Source organism: Paenirhodobacter hankyongi, assembly GCF_003664585.1.
Taxonomy (GTDB): domain Bacteria; phylum Pseudomonadota; class Alphaproteobacteria; order Rhodobacterales; family Rhodobacteraceae; genus Rhodobacter; species Rhodobacter hankyongi.
In genome coordinates this window covers 1-17,183 of record NZ_RCHI01000025.1, presented here as the reverse complement: position 1 = coordinate 17,183, position 17,183 = coordinate 1, and the positions used below count along the sequence as shown (strand labels likewise).

18 protein-coding genes are annotated in these 17,183 nt (G+C 67.6%); 12 read left to right on the top strand and 6 right to left on the bottom strand.

What is annotated here, in order from left to right; all coding sequences use genetic code 11:
• Nucleotides 1-82 precede the first annotated feature (82 nt).
• From DYS74_RS17420 to DYS74_RS17375, 10 genes are read left to right on the top strand one after another with little or no spacing between them, the layout of a single operon-like run.
• Entirely contained in the window at nucleotides 83-2,308 is a 2,226-nt protein-coding gene (locus tag DYS74_RS17420) for a NosR/NirI family protein (protein WP_121534924.1), read from the top strand.
• 1 nt (nucleotide 2,309) lies between these two features.
• Nucleotides 2,310-4,232 carry a TAT-dependent nitrous-oxide reductase gene (gene nosZ, locus DYS74_RS17415; RefSeq protein ID WP_121534923.1) on the top strand — a complete coding sequence of 641 codons (1,923 nt, stop codon included), beginning with the start codon at nucleotides 2,310-2,312 and terminating at the stop codon, nucleotides 4,230-4,232.
• On the top strand, nucleotides 4,157-5,545 hold the full coding sequence (locus tag DYS74_RS17410; protein ID WP_245965326.1) for a nitrous oxide reductase family maturation protein NosD: 1,389 nt from the start codon (nucleotides 4,157-4,159) through the stop codon (nucleotides 5,543-5,545). Before nosZ ends, DYS74_RS17410 begins: the two co-directional genes overlap by 76 nt.
• Nucleotides 5,542-6,372: an ABC transporter ATP-binding protein gene (locus tag DYS74_RS17405; protein WP_113901683.1), complete on the top strand. Its 831-nt coding sequence runs from the start codon at nucleotides 5,542-5,544 to the stop codon at nucleotides 6,370-6,372. Before DYS74_RS17410 ends, DYS74_RS17405 begins: the two co-directional genes overlap by 4 nt.
• Complete coding sequence (locus DYS74_RS17400) at nucleotides 6,372-7,190, top strand: ABC transporter permease subunit (protein ID WP_113901682.1); 819 nt, start codon at nucleotides 6,372-6,374, stop codon at nucleotides 7,188-7,190. The genes DYS74_RS17405 and DYS74_RS17400 overlap by 1 nt, the downstream gene beginning before the upstream one ends.
• Nucleotides 7,190-7,717 (top strand): nitrous oxide reductase accessory protein NosL, encoded by a 528-nt coding sequence (locus DYS74_RS17395; protein ID WP_183077579.1) that lies wholly within the window; start codon nucleotides 7,190-7,192, stop codon nucleotides 7,715-7,717. Before DYS74_RS17400 ends, DYS74_RS17395 begins: the two co-directional genes overlap by 1 nt.
• The gene (locus tag DYS74_RS17390) at nucleotides 7,704-8,612 is read left to right on the top strand and encodes an FAD:protein FMN transferase (RefSeq protein WP_113901680.1); all 909 of its coding nucleotides are present in this window, start codon (nucleotides 7,704-7,706) and stop codon (nucleotides 8,610-8,612) included. The genes DYS74_RS17395 and DYS74_RS17390 overlap by 14 nt, the downstream gene beginning before the upstream one ends.
• Before the next feature lie 7 nt (nucleotides 8,613-8,619).
• The gene (locus DYS74_RS17385) at nucleotides 8,620-9,858 is read left to right on the top strand and encodes a hypothetical protein (RefSeq protein ID WP_147243998.1); all 1,239 of its coding nucleotides are present in this window, start codon (nucleotides 8,620-8,622) and stop codon (nucleotides 9,856-9,858) included.
• A 15-nt stretch (nucleotides 9,859-9,873) separates the two neighbouring features.
• Complete coding sequence (locus tag DYS74_RS17380) at nucleotides 9,874-10,377, top strand: DUF2249 domain-containing protein (protein WP_113901678.1); 504 nt, start codon at nucleotides 9,874-9,876, stop codon at nucleotides 10,375-10,377.
• The gene (locus DYS74_RS17375; protein ID WP_113901677.1) at nucleotides 10,370-10,651 is read left to right on the top strand and encodes a metal-sulfur cluster assembly factor; all 282 of its coding nucleotides are present in this window, start codon (nucleotides 10,370-10,372) and stop codon (nucleotides 10,649-10,651) included. Before DYS74_RS17380 ends, DYS74_RS17375 begins: the two co-directional genes overlap by 8 nt.
• Here the strand turns inward: DYS74_RS17375 and DYS74_RS17370 are convergent.
• From DYS74_RS17370 to DYS74_RS17360, 3 genes are all read right to left on the bottom strand, one after another.
• Nucleotides 10,648-11,853 (bottom strand): NnrS family protein, encoded by a 1,206-nt coding sequence (locus DYS74_RS17370; RefSeq protein WP_113901676.1) that lies wholly within the window; start codon nucleotides 11,851-11,853, stop codon nucleotides 10,648-10,650. The genes DYS74_RS17375 and DYS74_RS17370 overlap by 4 nt on opposite strands.
• A gap of 72 nt (nucleotides 11,854-11,925) precedes the next feature.
• Complete coding sequence (locus DYS74_RS17365) at nucleotides 11,926-12,360, bottom strand: pseudoazurin (RefSeq protein WP_113901675.1); 435 nt, start codon at nucleotides 12,358-12,360, stop codon at nucleotides 11,926-11,928.
• 81 nt (nucleotides 12,361-12,441) lie between these two features.
• Complete coding sequence (locus DYS74_RS17360; protein WP_113901674.1) at nucleotides 12,442-13,122, bottom strand: Crp/Fnr family transcriptional regulator; 681 nt, start codon at nucleotides 13,120-13,122, stop codon at nucleotides 12,442-12,444.
• Between the two features lie 142 nt (nucleotides 13,123-13,264).
• On the opposite strand from DYS74_RS17360, the gene DYS74_RS17355 reads away from it, so the two are divergent.
• Both DYS74_RS17355 and DYS74_RS17350 read left to right on the top strand, forming a co-directional pair.
• A complete protein-coding gene (locus DYS74_RS17355; RefSeq protein WP_113901673.1) occupies nucleotides 13,265-13,945 on the top strand; it encodes an NnrU family protein in 681 nt (226 codons plus the stop codon).
• A gap of 35 nt (nucleotides 13,946-13,980) precedes the next feature.
• Nucleotides 13,981-14,349 carry a DUF488 domain-containing protein gene (locus DYS74_RS17350; RefSeq protein ID WP_113901672.1) on the top strand — a complete coding sequence of 123 codons (369 nt, stop codon included), beginning with the start codon at nucleotides 13,981-13,983 and terminating at the stop codon, nucleotides 14,347-14,349.
• 8 nt (nucleotides 14,350-14,357) lie between these two features.
• On the opposite strand, the gene DYS74_RS17345 is transcribed toward DYS74_RS17350, so the two are convergent.
• The 3 genes from DYS74_RS17345 to DYS74_RS17335 are packed head-to-tail and all read right to left on the bottom strand — an operon-like array spanning nucleotide 14,358 to nucleotide 17,082.
• The gene (locus DYS74_RS17345) at nucleotides 14,358-15,530 is read right to left on the bottom strand and encodes an NnrS family protein (RefSeq protein ID WP_113901671.1); all 1,173 of its coding nucleotides are present in this window, start codon (nucleotides 15,528-15,530) and stop codon (nucleotides 14,358-14,360) included.
• Nucleotides 15,527-16,255, bottom strand: coding sequence for an ABC transporter ATP-binding protein (locus DYS74_RS17340; RefSeq protein ID WP_245965328.1), 729 nt, complete (start codon nucleotides 16,253-16,255; stop codon nucleotides 15,527-15,529). Before DYS74_RS17340 ends, DYS74_RS17345 begins: the two co-directional genes overlap by 4 nt.
• The gene (locus DYS74_RS17335; RefSeq protein ID WP_113901669.1) at nucleotides 16,255-17,082 is read right to left on the bottom strand and encodes an ABC transporter permease; all 828 of its coding nucleotides are present in this window, start codon (nucleotides 17,080-17,082) and stop codon (nucleotides 16,255-16,257) included. Before DYS74_RS17335 ends, DYS74_RS17340 begins: the two co-directional genes overlap by 1 nt.
• Between the last annotated feature and the right edge of the window lie 101 nt (nucleotides 17,083-17,183).

Sequence of the window (17,183 nt, the reverse complement as noted above, 5' to 3'; positions counted from 1 at the left end):
CACCGCCGAACGTTGCGCCAGCACAACGTTCCGCCCCCCGACAGTGCGGCATCTTCAGCACGCAACGATACCGGAGCGCGGCATGACTCGATTCCTTTCCTTGCTGGGCACAGTGCTCATCGTGATCCTCGCGCTCGCAGGGGGGCCTGCCGGAGCCCTCACATTTGCGGAGGCACTGCAAAAGACCGATCCCGCCCAACTGTTCGAAGGGGCCGACAGCTTTGGCGCGCCGGAAGGCAGCCCGGCCATCGTTCCCGTTCTGAAGGGGGCGGAAAAGCTCGGCTACGCCTATCTGAACAGCGATTTCGCGGCTTCGACCGGCTATTCCGGCAAGCCGATCCGGATCGTCGTCGGCATCGACACGAAAGGCGTCGTGCGCGGGATCAACCTTGTCGAACACCATGAACCGATCGTTCTGATCGGCATCCCGGAAGCCAAGATCCTCGCTGCGCTGAACAAGCTGATCGGCACCGATCTGGGGCGTGTCGCCTCGGGCGCGGACCGGCCGCCACAGGCGGATATCGTGGCCGGCGCCACGGTGACGGTGCTGGTGATGGGCGACAGTGTCGTGCGTTCGGCGGTGAAGCTGATCCGTTCGGGGCGTCTTGACGGCAAGGTCCTCGATGCTCCGGCGGCCGTTGCGCGCACGCTGAACCCCGACGCCGAGGCGGGCGACTGGCAGACCCTGCTGGGCGATGGATCGGTGCGCGCACTGACGATGACGGTGGGCGATGTCAGCCGCGCCTTCGCGGATGCGGGCCAGCCCCTCGCCGCCGCGCATCCCGAAACGGCAACCCCGGAAGACAGCTTCATCACCCTCTACCTCGCGCCGGTGTCCGTGCCCGCGATCGGGCGGGCGCTTTTGGGCGACATTGCCTATGACCGCCTCGCCGCGCGGCTGAAGCCCGGGCAGGCGGCGGTTCTGGTGGCCGGCGACGGCGCCTATTCCTTCAAGGGGTCGGGCTATGTGCGCGGCGGGATCTTCGACCGGATCGAGCTGATGCAGGACGGTCAGGGGCTGCGCTTCAAGGACCATGACCATACCCGCATTCCGGCGCTGGCCGCGCCCGGCGCGCCGCGTCTGCGCGAGATCGCGCTGTTCACCATGCCGCAGGATTTCACCTTCGACGTGACACAGCCGTTCGAGCTGCAACTGCTGGTGCAGCGCACGACCGAAGGACGCGACAAGGCCACCCTGCCCTTCGATCTCGGCTATCGGCTTCCCGAAGCCTACATGCTTCCGCTGCCGGTCGCCGCGGCCCCCGCGCCGCAGGTCGGTCAGCCCACCCCCGAGGATGACGGACCCGCGCTCTGGGTCTCGATGTGGGAGATGAACCGGGTCAACATCGCCATTCTCGGCGTGGCGATCGCAGTGTTGACGGGGATTTTTTTCTTTCAGGACGTGCTGACGAAACGCCCGCGAACGTTCCTGTGGCTGCGCCGGGGCTACCTGCTGTTCACGCTGGTCTGGCTCGGCTGGATGGTCCACACGCAGCTTTCGGTGGTGAATGTGCTGACCTTCGTCAACGCGCTGCTGTCGGGCTTCTCGTGGGAGTATTTCCTGTCGGCGCCGCTGGTGTTCATCCTGTGGTGCGCGGTGGCGGCGGGGCTGCTGTTCTGGGGCCGGGGGCCGTTCTGTGGCTGGCTCTGCCCGTTCGGCGCCTTGCAGGAATTGTCGAACACCGTCGCCCGCGCGTTGCATGTGCCCCAGATCACCGTGCCCTGGGGGCTGCACGAACGGCTCTGGCCGATCAAATACATGATCTTCCTCGGGCTGTTCGGGCTGTCGCTCTATTCACTGTCGGATGCGGAAGTCTACGCAGAGGTCGAGCCCTTCAAGACCGCGATCATCCTGAAATTCATGCGCGAATGGGGCTTCGTGCTGTTCGCCCTGGCCTGCCTGCTGCCCGGGCTGTTCATCGAGCGCTTCTATTGCCGCTACATGTGCCCCCTGGGCGCGGCGCTGGCGATCCCGGGGCGCATGCGCATGTTCGAATGGCTGAAGCGCTGGCCGGAATGCGGCAGCCCCTGCCAGCGCTGCGCCAACGATTGCCCGGTCCAGGCCATCCACCCCGAGGGCCAGATCAACGTCAACGAATGCATCTACTGCATGAATTGCCAGGTGCTCTATCACGACGACACCCGCTGCCCGCACATGATCACCGTCAAGGCCCGCCGCGAAAAGATCGCCCGCAGCGCCGCGCCGAAACCGGCACCCGCGGCAGCGCCCGGGACGGCCCGCGCACAACCCCCGGCCTTCCGCGCGCAGCAGGCCGCAACGCAACCCCCCGATCTCAAAGGAGCTTGAGATGACCGAAGACAGTGATATGCGGCTGAACCGCCGCCAGTTGCTTGGCACCACGGTGGCCGCCGCCGCCGGCGGTTTTGCGCCGCGCGCCGTGATCGGTGCGGGCGCCGGCCTTGCCGCGGCTGCGGCCGCCGGCCCGGCCTTGGCGCAGGGCGCCGCGCAAAGCTATGAGGTGAAGCCCGGCGAACTCGACGAATATTATGTGCTGGTGTCCGGCGGGCATTCGGGCGAGGTCCGCATTCTTGGCCTGCCGTCGATGCGCGAACTGACGCGGGTGCCGATCTTCAACCGCGAAAGCGCAACCGGATGGGGCAGCACGAATGAATCCCTCAAAGTCCTGACGGAAAACCTGCGCCCGGAAACGCGCGAATTCCTGAAGGACAAGGGCGGCATCTACCATAACGGCGACGCCCACCACCCGCACCCGTCCTATACCGACGGCACCTATGACGGGCGCTATTTCTTCATCAACGACAAGGCCAACACCCGCGTGGCGCGGATCCGCATGGATGTGATGCGCTGCGACAAGATCATCGAACTGCCGAACCAGCAGACGGTGCATGGCCTGCGCTGCCAGAAGTTCCCGCGCACGGGCTATGTCTTCGCCAATGGCGAGGATGGCGTGCCGCTGCCCAATGACGGGCGCGATCTGGACAATCCGAAAGCCTATCAGGCGATCTTCTCGGCGATCGACGGCGATACGATGGAAGTCGCCTGGCAGGTGAAGGTGGACGGCAACCTCGACAACGTCGATGCCGACTATCAGGGCAAATACGCCTTCTCGACCTGCTACAACTCCGAAGGGGCCGTCACGCTCGAAGGGTCGATGGAGAAGGATCAGGACTGGCTGACGGTGTTCAACCTGCATGCCATCGAGGCCGCGGTGAAGGCCGGCAAGGCCGAGATCCTGAACGGCGTGCCGGTGGTGGATGGCCGCGGGCCCGACAACAAGCTGGTGCGCTACATCCCCGTCCCGAATGGTCCGCATGGCATCAATACCGCGCCCGATGGCATCCATATCGTCGCGAACGGCAAGCTCTCGCCCACGGTCACGGTGATGGACGTGCGCCGCTTCGACGACATGTTCGCCGGCAAGATCAAGCCCGAGGACACGATCGTCGCGCAGCCGGAACTCGGCCTCGGGCCGCTGCACACCGCCTATGACGGGCGCGGCAATGCCTATACGACGCTGTTCATCGACAGCCAGATCGTTAAATGGAACATCGAGGATGCGATCCGCGCCCACAACGGCGAGAAGGTCGATCCGATCCGGCAGAAGCTGGATGTCCATTACCAGCCCGGCCACAACCACACCTCCATGGGGCAAACCAAGGAAGCGGATGGCAAGTGGCTGATCTCGTTGAACAAGTTCTCGAAGGACAGGTTCCTGAACGTCGGCCCTCTGAAGCCGGAATGCGACCAGCTGATCGACATTTCGGGCGACGAGATGAAGATCGTCCACGACAACCCGACCTTTGCCGAGCCGCATGACGCGACGATCGTGCATGCGTCGAAAATCAACCCGATCTCGATCTGGGACCGCGAGGATCCGTTCTTCGCCGATGCCGTGGCGCAGGCCAAGGCCGACAACATCGACCTGACGGTCGACAGCGAAGTGGTCCGCGACGGCAACAAGGTCCGGGTCTACATGACCTCCTCGGCGCCGGCCTTCGGGCTTGACAGCTTCACCGTGAAGCAGGGCGACGAGGTGACCGTCTACATCACCAATATCGACGACGTCGAAGACCTGACCCACGGCTTCTGCATCGTCAATTACGGGGTGCAGATGGAGGTCGCGCCGCAGGCCACCGCCTCGATCACCTTCAAGGCCGACCGGCCCGGGGTCTATTGGTATTACTGCTCCTGGTTCTGCCATGCCATGCACATGGAGATGAAGGGCCGCATGCTGGTGGAGAAGGCCTGATGTGGCGCGTCGTCCTCCTTGTGCTTCTGGCCACGCCCGCCGCGGCCGAAGTCCTGCGCCCTGCGGACGACGCCGCTCTCGCGGCGGCGTTGGCGCAGGCGCGCCCGGGGGACGAAATCGTTCTGGGGGCGGGCCGCTGGCGCGGCCCCCTCGTGATTGCCGTGCCGCTGACGCTGCGCGGTGAGCCGGGTGCCGTGGTCGACGGCCACGGCTCCGGTCATGTGATCGAGGTCGACGCACCGGATGCGGTGATTGAAAAGCTGGCCATTGCCGGTTCGGGCAGCGACCTCGATCGCATGGATTCCGGGGTTTTCCTGACCACATCCGCGTTGCGTGCCCGGGTCGAGGGCAACACCCTGACCGACAACCTGCACGGCATCCGCATTCAGGGCGCCCGGGATGCGCAGGTCATCGGCAACCGGATCGAAGGCCGCCGGGGGCGGCAGGCGGACCTCGGCAATGGCGTCAGCGTCTGGAACGCACCCGGCGCCGTGGTTGCGAACAACGACATCTCGTGGGGGCGCGACGGGATCTTCGTCTATGTGTCGAAGAAAAACACCTTCCGCGGCAACAGGATGCGCAACACGCGCTTCGCGATCCATTACATGAACACCTCGGACAGCGCGGTGATCGGCAACGATTCCCGCGACAACGGGCTGGGCTATGCGATCATGTTTTCCGACCGGCTGACGGTGACCGGAAACCGCTCCGAGAACGACCGCGACTATGGCTTCCTGTTCAATTCGGCCAATCGCTCCGTGCTGACGGACAATGTGGTGATCGGCCACCCTGCGCCGGAAAGCCGCTGGCGCGACATCGGCCAGAGCCGGGAGGCCGGCGTTCCCGATACCGGACCCGGAGACCGCATCGCCCCCGGGAAATGTGTCTTCATCTACAACGCAAACCGCAACACCTTCACCGGAAACCGTTTCGAGGGCTGCGGCATCGGGATCCACTTCACCGCCGGCGCCGAGGGCAATATCGTGGCGCGCAACGATTTCATCGCCAACCGGGTGCAGGTGAAATATGTCGGCACGCGCTATCTGGAATGGTCGCAGGACGGCATCGGCAATTACTGGTCCGACAACGCGGCTTTCGACCTGAATGGCGACGGCATCGCCGATGGCACCTATCGGCCGAACGACATGATCGACAAGGTGATGTGGACCGCCCCGCAGGCGCGGATGCTGCTGACCAGTCCCGCCGTGCAGATCCTGCGTTGGGCGCAGAAGCGTTTTCCCGCGGTGCTGCCGGGCGGCGTCACCGACAGCCACCCGCTGATGCGTCCAAACTCCGAAAGGCCCCTGAAATGACCCTTCTGCTTGAGGCCGTATGCAAATCCTATGGAGGCCATGCCGTGGTTCAGGATCTGTCCTATGCGCTGGAGCCCGGCACGGTGGTGGCCCTTGTGGGCCATAACGGCGCCGGAAAAACCACCCAGATAAAGATGATGCTGGGTCTGACCCGGCCCGATTCGGGCCGTATCGAGGTGCTTGGCGGCGACCCGCGCCGGCCAGAAACCCGCAGGCATCTGGGCTATCTGCCCGAAAGCGTGCAGTTCCATCCGGGGTTTACCGGGCGCGAGACGCTGGCCTTTCACGCCCGGCTGAAGGGCCTGCCGGAGGCGCAGGACGCGCTGCTCGACCGCGTTGGTCTGATCGAGGCGGCCGGCCGCGCGGTGCGGGGCTATTCGAAGGGGATGCGGCAACGCCTTGGTCTGGCGCAGGCGCTGCTCGGCGCGCCCCGGCTGCTGTTGCTCGATGAACCCACGTCCGGCCTTGATCCCGCGCTTCGACGGGAGCTTTACGGTCTGGTGGCGGATCTCGCGGCGCAGGGAACAACGGTGCTGATGTCCTCGCATGCGCTGACCGAACTGGATGGCCATGCCGAACGGGTGATCGTGCTCAACCGGGGCCGCAAGATCGCCGACGGCACGCTGGCGGAGTTGCGCCGTCTCGCGGGGCTGCCCGCCCGGCTGACCGCGCGCGTGGGCGGTGTGCTGCGCCGGATTGCGGTGAACGAGGCGGAAAAAGCCCCCACCCTGCGCGCGCTCCTCGCCGAAGGAGCCGAAGGGATCACCCTTGAGGACCCCTCGCTCGATGACATCTATGCCCATTTCCTGCGCAGGGAGGCCGCGTGATGCGCCCCGTCCTGACCATCGCCCGGCGCGAACTTGCCGAAGGTATCCGCAACCGCTGGGTCGTTTCGACAACGGTGGTGATGGCGGCGCTGGCCTCGGCCATCGCGGCGCTCGGTTCGGCGCCGACCGGTTCGACGGCCACGGCCGCGCTGGATGTCGTGGTCGTCGGGCTTGCCAGCCTGACGATCTTCCTCGTGCCGCTGATCGCGCTGCTGATCTCGCATGATGCGATCACGCGCGAGGCCGAACGCGGCACGCTGCTTTTGCTGCTCAGCCATCCGCTGTCGCGCCCGCAGGTGGTGGCGGGGAAATACCTCGGCCAAGTCGTGATCCTGCTGCTGGCAACGGTGGTGGGCTTTGGCGTCGCGGCGGTCTTTGTCGTGCTGCGCAACGGGGTCGAAGGCTGGCAGGCCTTCGCCGTGATGACCGCGGCCTCGGTGCTACTGGGGGCGGTGTTCCTTGCGCTCGGGATGCTGACGTCGGTTTCGGTGCAGGAAAGCTCCACTGCCGCCGGGATCGCGATCGGGCTGTGGCTGCTGTTCGTCGCGCTTTACGATATGGGCCTTCTCGCGGTGCTGGTCGCGCAGGGCGGCCATGCGGTGCCGGGCTGGGTGATGGACCTTGCGCTGGCGCTCAACCCGACCGACGCCTACCGGCTGATGACGCTCGGCGAGGGCGCCTCCGCCATGCTGTCGGGCATGGGCGGCGTCTATGACAATTCCACCCTCACCCCCGGCCTGCTGACAGGCGCGCTCGTGCTGTGGTGCGCGGTGCCGCTTGCCGCCGCGATGATCGTGTTTTCCCGGAGGAACCTGTGATGAAACCCCTGCTGATCGCCGCGCTTGTCGCCCTGAGCCTGAGTGCCTGCAAGGAGGACACCGCCACCCTGCCGCCCGAAACGATGACCGCCGAGGCCGTGGGCCGCTATTGCGGCATGAACCTGATGGAGCACGCGGGGCCAAAGGGGCAGGTGGTGCTCTCCAGGGAACTGGGCGCCTATTGGTTTTCCTCGGCGCGCGACACGATCGCCTTTACGATGATGCCCGACGAGGTGAAGGATTACGGCGGGATCTATGTCTCCGACATGGACCATGCCGCGAGCTGGGACGACCCCGGCGCCGACAACTGGATCGACGCGCGCAAGGCCGTCTATGTCGTCGGCTCGCGCAAGGAGGCCGGCATGGGCGGCGCCGAGGTCGTGCCGTTCGGCACCCGCGCCGGCGCCGAAGCCTTCGCCGCGCAGAACGGCGGCACGGTCCAGACCTTCACCGAACTGACGGCGGATGAAATCCTCGGCGCTCCCGCCGACGCCCCTGCAACGGAGACCGGCCATGCCAACCATTGATCGCCGCCGTTTTCTTGGCATTGCGGCCGCCTTCGCGGGGGCCGCGCTTCTGGCGCGCCCGGCGCAGGCAGCCGTTGTCTGGCGCGGGCAGGCGCTTGGTGCGCCGACGGAGCTGATCCTGAACCACCCGGACCCGGCCCGCGCGCGGATATTGCTCGGTCAGGTCGTGGCGGAACTCGCGCGGCTGGAACGGATCTTCACGCTGTATCGCGACGATTCAGACCTTGTCGCGCTGAACCGCAAGGGGGTTCTTGCCGCGCCCGCCCCCGAAATGGCCGCGGCGCTGCGGTTGTGCGCCCATGCCCATGCGGCAACGGGCGGGCGGTTCGATCCGACGGTTCAGCCTGTCTGGCGCGCCCATGCCGAAGGGCGCGACCCTGCCCCCCTGCGCGACAGGGTGGGGTTCGGCCGCGTGGTTGTCGGTGCGGATCGCATCGTGCTGCCGCGCGGAACGCAACTGACGCTCAACGGCATGGCGCAGGGGTTCATCACCGACCGGATCACCGATCTGCTGCGGGCGGGCGGCGCCGAACATACGCTGGTCGACATGGGCGAGATCCGCGCGATCGGCGGCCGAACCGTTCTGGAGCCGTGGACGGTCGCATTGGAGGGCGGCGGTTCGGTCGCGCTGCGGGATCGCGCCATCGCCACGACGGAACCATCGGGGTTCCGCTTTCCGGACGGAACGCCGCATCTGATCGACCCGGCAACGGGGGCGGCGCGCGCCGCATGGGCGCGCCTTGCGGTGATCGCGCCCGAGGCCGGTCTGGCCGATGCGCTCTCCACCGGCTTTGCGCTGGCCGATGCGGAAACGATCACCGCCGCGCTGGCGGGGTTGCCCGGGGTCGAGGTCCGTGCGCTTGATGCGCGCGGGCGGGAAACGCGGTTCGGATGAGGCGATCATGGGACAGGTCCGCATGGCGCGCTGGACATTCGCCTGGTTTGCCGCCGGGATGGGATTTCTCGGGCTGGCGCTCGGGCTGCTGATCGCGGGTTTCGGGCCGCCGCAGGCCGCGTGGGAAGCCGGCGAGAGCCGCGCGATCCTGCATCTGTTCGTGCTGGGCTGGATCGGCTCGCTGATGATCGGTGCCTCGCTGCAATTCGTGCCGGTGCTGGCCGCGGCCCCCCTGGCATTCGAATGGCTTTCGCCGGTCGCCCTGGGTCTTTGGGCGGGCGGGACGATGGCGCTCGGGCTCGGGTTCTGGCTGGCCTGGCCCGCGGCGCTGCGGGCCGCCGCGGCGGGGTTGTCCCTGTCTGCGGGCGGCGGGCTGGCGATGCTGGTTCCGCCGGTCATTGCGGCGATCCGGCGCGAAAGGCTGGTCTGGCCGCTGGCGATCGGGCTGGCGGCGATGGCCGCAACGGTGGTCATGGGCGCGGGGTTCGCGCTGTCGCTGGCAGGGGGTGGGGGCCTGATGCCCCTGCCCGGCGCCCGCAGCGCCCATGCCATCCTCGGGCTTGGCCTGTGGTTTGGCCTGTCGGCCATGGCGGTCTCGCTGAAATTCCTGTCGATGTTCGGCCTTGCGCCCGCGGCCCCTCCGCGCGCGCTTGCCGCCCTGTCCGCAGGGGGTGCGGCCATGCTGGTCGCGGTTGCGCTGCCCGATATTGCCCTTGGCATCGGCGCGGGGGTGACGGCGATCTATCTGTTCACCGGCATACGGATGCTGCGGGCACGCAGGCTGCATCGTCTCGACCCGGCGCTTGCCGGAGCGGGGATAGCGGTTCTGGCGCTGGCGCCGGGGCTTGCATTGCTGTTTGTGCCGGGCGGCGCGCTGCCGGGCGGGCTGCTGCTGGGGATGGGCTGGCTCTCCGGGCTGACGCTCGCCTTCATGCCGAAGATCACCGCCTTCCTGACCTGGATGGAGGTCTTCGGCCCCTTGATCGGCCGCGCGCCCGTGCCCCCGGCGGCGGCATTGGCCGCGGGACGCGGACGGCTTTTCGTGCTGGCCCTATGGTTGGCGGGAACGGTGATCTTCACGTCCGGAACGTGGCTCGAACAGGGTCTTTGGGCGCGTGGCGGCGCGGCCGTGATGATGTGCGCGGCCGCGCTTGTCCTGGCCGAATGCCTGAAGGTGCGGCGCCTTTCCCATCTGCCGCTGGCCGGACGCCCGCCCCGCCCGGCTCTCGTCTTCATCCACTCCTGACAAGGAATCGCGAACATGCCCGATATCCTCACCCTTGATGTCCGGCCGATCCTCGCCGCGGGCGACGAACCCTTCGGCGCGATCATGGAGGCCGCCGACACGCTGGCCGAAGGCCAGATCCTGCGGCTTGTGGCCCCGTTCCGGCCGGCGCCGCTGTTTCGCGTGATGGAGCGGCGCGGCTATACCTTCACCGAAACGGCGCTGGACGGTGGCGACTGGCAGGTGGATTTCCACCGCCCGGCGCAACCCCTGTCGCTCGGCAGCGCGCTCGAAGCCGCGACATGGCCGGAACCCGTGGCATCCCTCGACCTCACCGGGCTCGAACCGCCGGAACCGATGGTGCGGCTGCTGTCGGCCGTCGAAGCCGCCACCCCCGGCGATGTGGTCTTTGCCGTGCTGGACCGCGAGCCGGTATTCCTGTTTCCGAAGCTCGCCGAGCGCGGCCACCAATGGGCAGGAAATCGTGAGGCCCAGGGCGAGCGATACCGGCTGTTGGTGCGGAGGGCGCAGCATGTCTGACGGGCTGCGCCAGCGCGTCGAAACCGCGCTCGAACAGGTGATGGACCCGGAAACCGGGCTGAGCCTGCCCGCGATGGGGCTGATCTATGACATGACGATCGAAGAGGACGTGGTCCGTGTCACGATGACGACCACGACACGCGGATGCCCGTTGACGGCATTTCTGGGCGAAGGGGTGAAGGATGCGATCCTTGCCGTGCCCGGCGTGCGCAAGGCGCAGGTGCGGGTCACATGGGACCCGCCCTGGGACGTTTCGATGATGCGGAAGGATTAACTCCCCCGCAGATCCCGCCGCCTGGCGATCAGCCATGGCCCGTGTTCAAGGACGAAAAGCCCGAAGGCCAGCATCCAGGCGCCGCCCGAAACCGCGACAAGCATGTCATGGGCGCCGAATTCCGCCGCGGGCCGCGAAAGCGCCGCGACGATGAGGGCAAGGTAGCTCGCCACCGTCAGCGGCGAGGCCGTCAGCGCCCGCCCGGTATGGCCGCGCGTGGCCCGTGTCATCACCGCAAGCATCTCTCCGCCGATGGCCCCCACCGTAAGGACATGCACCGCCCCCGCCGTCGAAAGCCAGCCGAACCCCGCAAGCCCGATCGCAGCGAACCCCAGAGCCACCATCAGGTAACCGCCATGCAGCGCCAGAACCAGCGGCTCTGCCGCCGTGCGCCAGCCGCGCCAACGCCAGAGCCGGATCAGGTTCAGCCCCGCCGCCGCAGCCCCGCCACCCCCTGTCAGCGCCGTTTCGGGCGCGACGGTCCAGAGCGCCAGAACAGCCGCCGAAACACAGGCGGTCAGCGTATCATAACCGTTATAGGGCACCGGCAGCGGTTTGATGCCCTGCCGGTTCAGCCAATTGCGCGTGAAGCTCGGCGTAATCCGCCCGCCGACGATCACGATCAGCACGATATAGGCCGCCACCGCCGCCCGCGCGGCCATGCGCGGATCGCCGCCGCCCAAAACCGCCGCATGGAACCACAGGTTCGCCGCCGCCAGCAGGGCCACCGCCCCCACGACCTTCAGGTCGCGCCATTTCCGCCCGGCGACGATCTCGGTCAGGAAGACCGCCGCCATCACCGGCAGGAAGACCGCCTCGATCGCGACCCCTGCCCCGACACCCGCGACCGGCCATGTGAACAGCACCCGCCCCGCAAGCCAGAACGCCGCCAGCGCCATCAGCGGCCGCCCGGCAAGCGGCATCCGCCCCGTCCAGTTCGGCACCGCCGTCATCAGGAAGCCCGATACCACCGCCGGGCCGAAGCCAAAGAGCATCTCGTGCATGTGCCAGAACGACGCGCCATAGGCACCGCCCGGCGCGCCCGCCCCCGACAGCGCCGCAACCCAGAGCGCCATCGCCACCACGGCCCAGATCCCGCCGCCCAGAAAGAACGGCCGGAACCCGTAGGAAAACAGAACCGGCCCGGTGCGGGCAAGCCCGCGCGGTATGCCCCCGGCCGGACGGGGCTCGGATGTCGTCATGGCACCACCTTGGACTGAAAAGGCCCGCCAACCCCAAAAGAGGCGGCGGGCCGTTGCTTGCGGTGCACAGGATCAGCGTTGAACCTGGGCCAGTTCCGCATCCATGCGGTCCCGCGCCTTCTTCGGCAGCTTGCCGGTGGCCAGCGCATCGTAGTTCGAGACATCGCCCCCCGCCTGGATCACCGCAACCATCCCCATCGGCAGGTGCGGCTTGCATTTCACGCCATAGAGGCCCGCCTTGTCGAGCGTCAGGACATAGGTTTCATTCAGCTTGGATTCGAATTCGGCCACGCCTTCGGGCAGCATCCCGGGCAGGGAGGCCACGTCGTGCCCCTTGTCCACCGGCACGAAGGTGATCGTATCGCCGACCTCGGCCTGAACGAAAGCGGGCTCGAACACCATGGCCCCGGCTTCGCCCTTGTTGAGCATCTTCACCTCATGGTCGGCCGCCAGAACCGGACCCGCCATGCAGGCCACAACGGCCATCAGCGCAAGCGGAAGTTTCATCTTCGATCTCCTGAAAGGTTCATCTGCGCGGCATCTAACACCGGGCCTTGGGCCGCAACGTTGCGCTGGCGCAATGTTCGTTCAGCCTGCGGCGATTGCCTCGAAAGCCGCCAGATCGGCAATGATGACCTGCCGCCGCGCACGGACCAGAATGCCGCGCGCCTCCCATGCCGCCATGATCCGCGACACGGTATGAAGGGTGTTGCCGCTCAGATCCGCGACGTCCTGACGGGTCAGCGGAAAGGGGATGCGGATCGTGCCGCCCTCTGCCTCGCCGGTTTCGCGCGCGATGCGCAGCAGGACATGGGCGATGCGGGGCCCGGCCTCCTCTGTGCTGGCCTCGCGCAGGCGGGTGTGGGCTTCGTCGAGTTTCCGCCCGATCGCGCGCATCGCCGAGAAGGTCAGCGAGGGCGCGGCCCCCACAACCGCCTCCCAGCGACGGCAGGGCCAGCCGAACAGGCGGCTCGGGACCATGGCCTCGGCATGGCCCGGATAGGTGTCGCGGTTCAGGGCGGGCGCGAAGCCGCACAATTCCCCCGGATGCACGATCCGCACGATGATCTGACGCCCGTCCTCGGTGACCTGCGTCACCTTCAGCCGGCCATCGACCAGCACATAGAACCGCTCGGCCCTGTCGCCTTGCGCGAACAGCGTCTGGTTGGCGGCAAGGATAACCGAACTCATCCCCTCGCTCACAGCGGCGCGCTGGCGGTCGTCAAGCCCGTCGAACAGCGGGGTGTCGGGAAAAGGGGGCGCGGGCATGGCAGGCATTCTTCAGTGGCGGGAGAGCCATAGCATGAAATCGCGCGGGGCCAAACGCGGGATTTGCCCGTCCCTTGACCAAAGTCCTGGGGCGCTTTGCCGGCAACGGGTATGATCGGGCCGAACATCCGGGAGCCCTGTCATGGACTGGCTGAATCTTGCGGCGTCGTTCGCGGCGTTTTTTGCATCGCACGCGATTCCCGCCCGACCGAAGGCGAAAGGGTGGCTGCGGCGCCATTTCGGTGCGCAAGGGTATGGTATCGCGTTCAGCCTGCTGTCGGTCGGCATCCTGATATGGATGGTCGTCGCGGCGGGGCGGGCGCCTTATGTCCAGCTCTGGCCGCAATGGCCGTGGATGCGATGGGCGGCCAATCTGGCGATGCCATGCGCGGTGGCGCTTGCGGCATTCGGCATCGCGGCGCCCAATCCGCTGTCGTTCGACGGGCGCGCCGCAGGGTACGACCCCGCCCATCCGGGCATTGCCGGGGTGGTGCGTCATCCGTTGCTGTGGGCGCTGCTGATCTGGTCCTCGGCGCATCTTCTGGTGAACGGGGATCTTGCGCATGTGATCCTGTTCGGCAGCTTCGCCCTGTTCTGCCTGCTCGGGATGCGGATGCTCGATCGCCGCAATCGCCGCCTGATGGGCGCCGCGTGGGGCCGGCTCGCGGAACGGACATCGGCTTTCCCCTTCGCCGCGCTCATCGACGGGCGCTGGCGGCCCGTGGCGGGTCCGAAACCGCTGCGGGCGCTGCTGGCGGTCGGGATATGGCTCGGGTTGTTGTGGGCGCACCCTGTCGTGATCGGCGTTTCGCCGTTACCATGACGGCGCTGCTGCTGTTGCCCAATGGAGGTCGGAGAATGGAATCGGTGAGGACCCGCCGGGTTTACGAACCCGCCGCCGCGCAGGAGGGCACGCGCGTTCTGGTCGATCGGCTTTGGCCGCGGGGGCTGAGCAAGCTGCGGCTGGGGGATGCGCTTTGGGACAAGGAGATCGCCCCGAGCACGGAACTGCGGAAATGGTTCGGGCATGATCCGGCGCGGTTCGAGGCATTTGCCGCAGCCTACAGGATGGAACTTGCCGCGAAGCCCGATGCCGTCGCCGCACTGGCCCGCAGGGCGCGGCCCGACGGGCTGACATTGCTCTACGCCGCACATGACCCGACGTGCAATCATGCGATCGTTCTGGCGGGTGTTCTCGAGGACTGGCTGCGCGACCATCCGGCATGAACCGGGCGTCACCCCGGCAGACGGCGCAGGCTTGGCCCGTAATCGGCGAGCCAGAGCCCGAAGGCCAGCATCCAGCACAGCGCAGCCAACCCATGTATCGGCCCCGGCGGCCAGGGCGCGAGCCCCATCTCGGGCAGAACCCGCAGCAGAACCGCCATCCCGGCCAGAAGGAAGGCGCCCCGGGTCATTCCGTTCAGCCCGAGATCCTGCCCCGTGTGGAAGCGCCCCGCGATCGCAAGGACAGCGAGAACGCCAAGGCCCAGCCCGCCCATCAGCGCCAGATGCAGGGGCGCCGTTTCGCCCCATGCCGCGCCAAGCCGCGCGGCGCCGAACCCGATCAGCCCCGCCCCGGCAAAGGCCGCCGATGCCATCAGGACGAGGATCTCCGCACGCAGGGCCTCGCGCCCGATGAACCCTTCGGCAACGCGGTCCATGAAGGCCGCGCCTGCGGCAATCCACAGAAACCCTCCGGCTGCCGGCGACAGGCCCGCGACATCACCCGCCAGTGCCAACGCCACAAGCCCCGGCGCAAGGTTCACACGCCCGGGATGCGGCCGATAGGGCGTGGTTTCGCCGCTCGGGTCGAGAATGGCATTCGTGACCTGCACCGTCACCCGCGCCAGCACGAGTCCGAGCAGGCCCAGAAACATCTGCCCCGAAATGCGCAGCCAGAACGATGCCGCCTCGGGCGCATCGGTGACCATCGCGATCCGCGCCAGCGCGCAGCACAGCGCCAGCATCCCGATCCAGCCCGCGAAGGGCAGAACCTTCGTGCTGCGCCTCTGCCACGCGGCCCGGAGCAGATAGAGCACAAGCCACACGAGCCACACCAGATCGCACAGCCCCGCGATACCCGCCAGCGCGTCCGCCCCGAGCAGGCCCGGCACCCGCGCCGCGCCCCAGAGCGCCGCGCCCCCCCACAACACCCGCCCCCGCAGGCGCGGCGTATCCGTCCATTCCGGCACGGCGGTCGTCAGAAACCCGATCAGCGCCGCACCCCAGCCGCCGAAGATCATCTCCGTTGCATGCCACACGCCCGGCGGCAGGTCGCGCGCAAAGGGCAGGTCGAACCCCCAAAGCCAGACCCAGATGAGCGGCCAGCCCCCCGCATAGAGCGCCGCCAGCGGGAAAAACAGGCGGAACCCCTCGTCGGAGAGGATGCGGTGCAGGGGCTGGGTCATGGCCGGGCGCGCTCGTCGATGTCGTGGATATGGGCGAAAAGCGGGTCTTCGTGCAGGTAATGCTGCCTGAGCGCAAAGATCGCGGATTCGCCACGGGTGCCCGGAACGCCGGGTGGAACACGGGCGCCTGCAATGCCATGCCCGCGCGCATCGAGGACAAGGATGCGATGGCTGATGCGGATCGCCTCCATCAGGTCATGGGTGATGAACAGCGCCGCAAAGCGCGCGGCCTGCGCCGCCGCGATGACAAGATCCTGCATCCGCCGCTTGAGCGCCACATCGAGCGCCGTGAAAGGCTCGTCGAAATAGATGAAATCCGGCTCGGCAACGAGCGCGCGAGCAATGGCCACGCGCTGCCGCATCCCGCCCGAGAGTTCGACCGGATAGCGGTCGAGATCCTCGGGCAGAAGCCCCGCGCGCTGCGCCGCCGCCGTGACGCGCGCGGGGTCGCGGCGGCGCAGCGGATAACCGATGTTGCGCGCCACGCTCGCCCAGGGCATCAGGCGCGGCTCCTGAAACACCATCGCATGACGAGAATAGCGGCGCTGAACACGCCCCTCGGAAGGATCGATCAGCCCGGCGGCGATATGGGCGATGGTGGATTTTCCGGACCCGGATGGCCCGACCAGCGCAACCACCTCGCCCGCCGCAACGGCAAGGGTGATCCCGGTCAGGACGCTGCGGCCAAAATAGCTATGGCCGATACCGTGCAGGTCGAGCTGCATCACCGCTTGACCCCCCAGGGTGTCGCGGCGGCGCGCCAGCGTTCCAGTTCGGCCTGGATCGGGCGGAGCAGCAGATATTCGACCACGATCAGCGCCGCGACCGCCAGACAGACCCAGGCCAACGCCCCCGACACGTCCAGCATCGCGCGCGAACGCGCCAGCGCCCCGCCGATCCCCCCCGCATTGGCCAGAAGCTCCGCCATCACCGCAACCTTGAACGACGAGCCAAGCGCCAGCACCAGCGCGGGCATCAGATGGGCGGCGATCTGGCGGCTGTCAACCGTCAGGAACCGGCGCACCGGCCCCGCCCCGAACACCTGCGCCATCTGGTCGAGGCCACGGTCGCGCGTCGCCACCCCCTCGACCGCGCCGGAAAACACCACCGGAACCGTCGAGACAAGGATCGTCGCCGCGACCGTGCCGGCAGAGGCACCGAACCACAGCATCGCCAGAACGATCCATGCGATCGGCGGCACCCCGATCAATACCGTCAGGACGGGACGGGCAAGCCGCAGCGTCGCCGGGGAATAGCCCGCGGCGACCCCCGCCAGCGTGCCGATCAGCGCGCAGGCCCCGAACCCCGCAAGGGCGCGCAGCGTGGTAAGCCACAGCACCGCGCGCGCCGACCCGTCCGACAGCAGGCCGCGCGCGGCATCAAGCGTTGCCAGCGGCGCCGGCAGGATGAAATCGCCATAGGCTTCATGCCCCGCCTGCCAGAGCGCGCCGATCAGCGCGAGCCCCGCAAGCCCGGCCCAGCCCGACCAGAGAAACCGGCAGATCCGCCCCGCCCTGTCGAGCAGCGCCGTTCGGGCGCGTTCAAAGGACATAGGCTCCAGACTTCGGTAACGGGGTCGCCCCAGTCAAGCGGTTTTGGGCATACGGGATGTGCCGCCGGAGCGCGCGGCCTTGTTCTTTGAACAAGTGATCT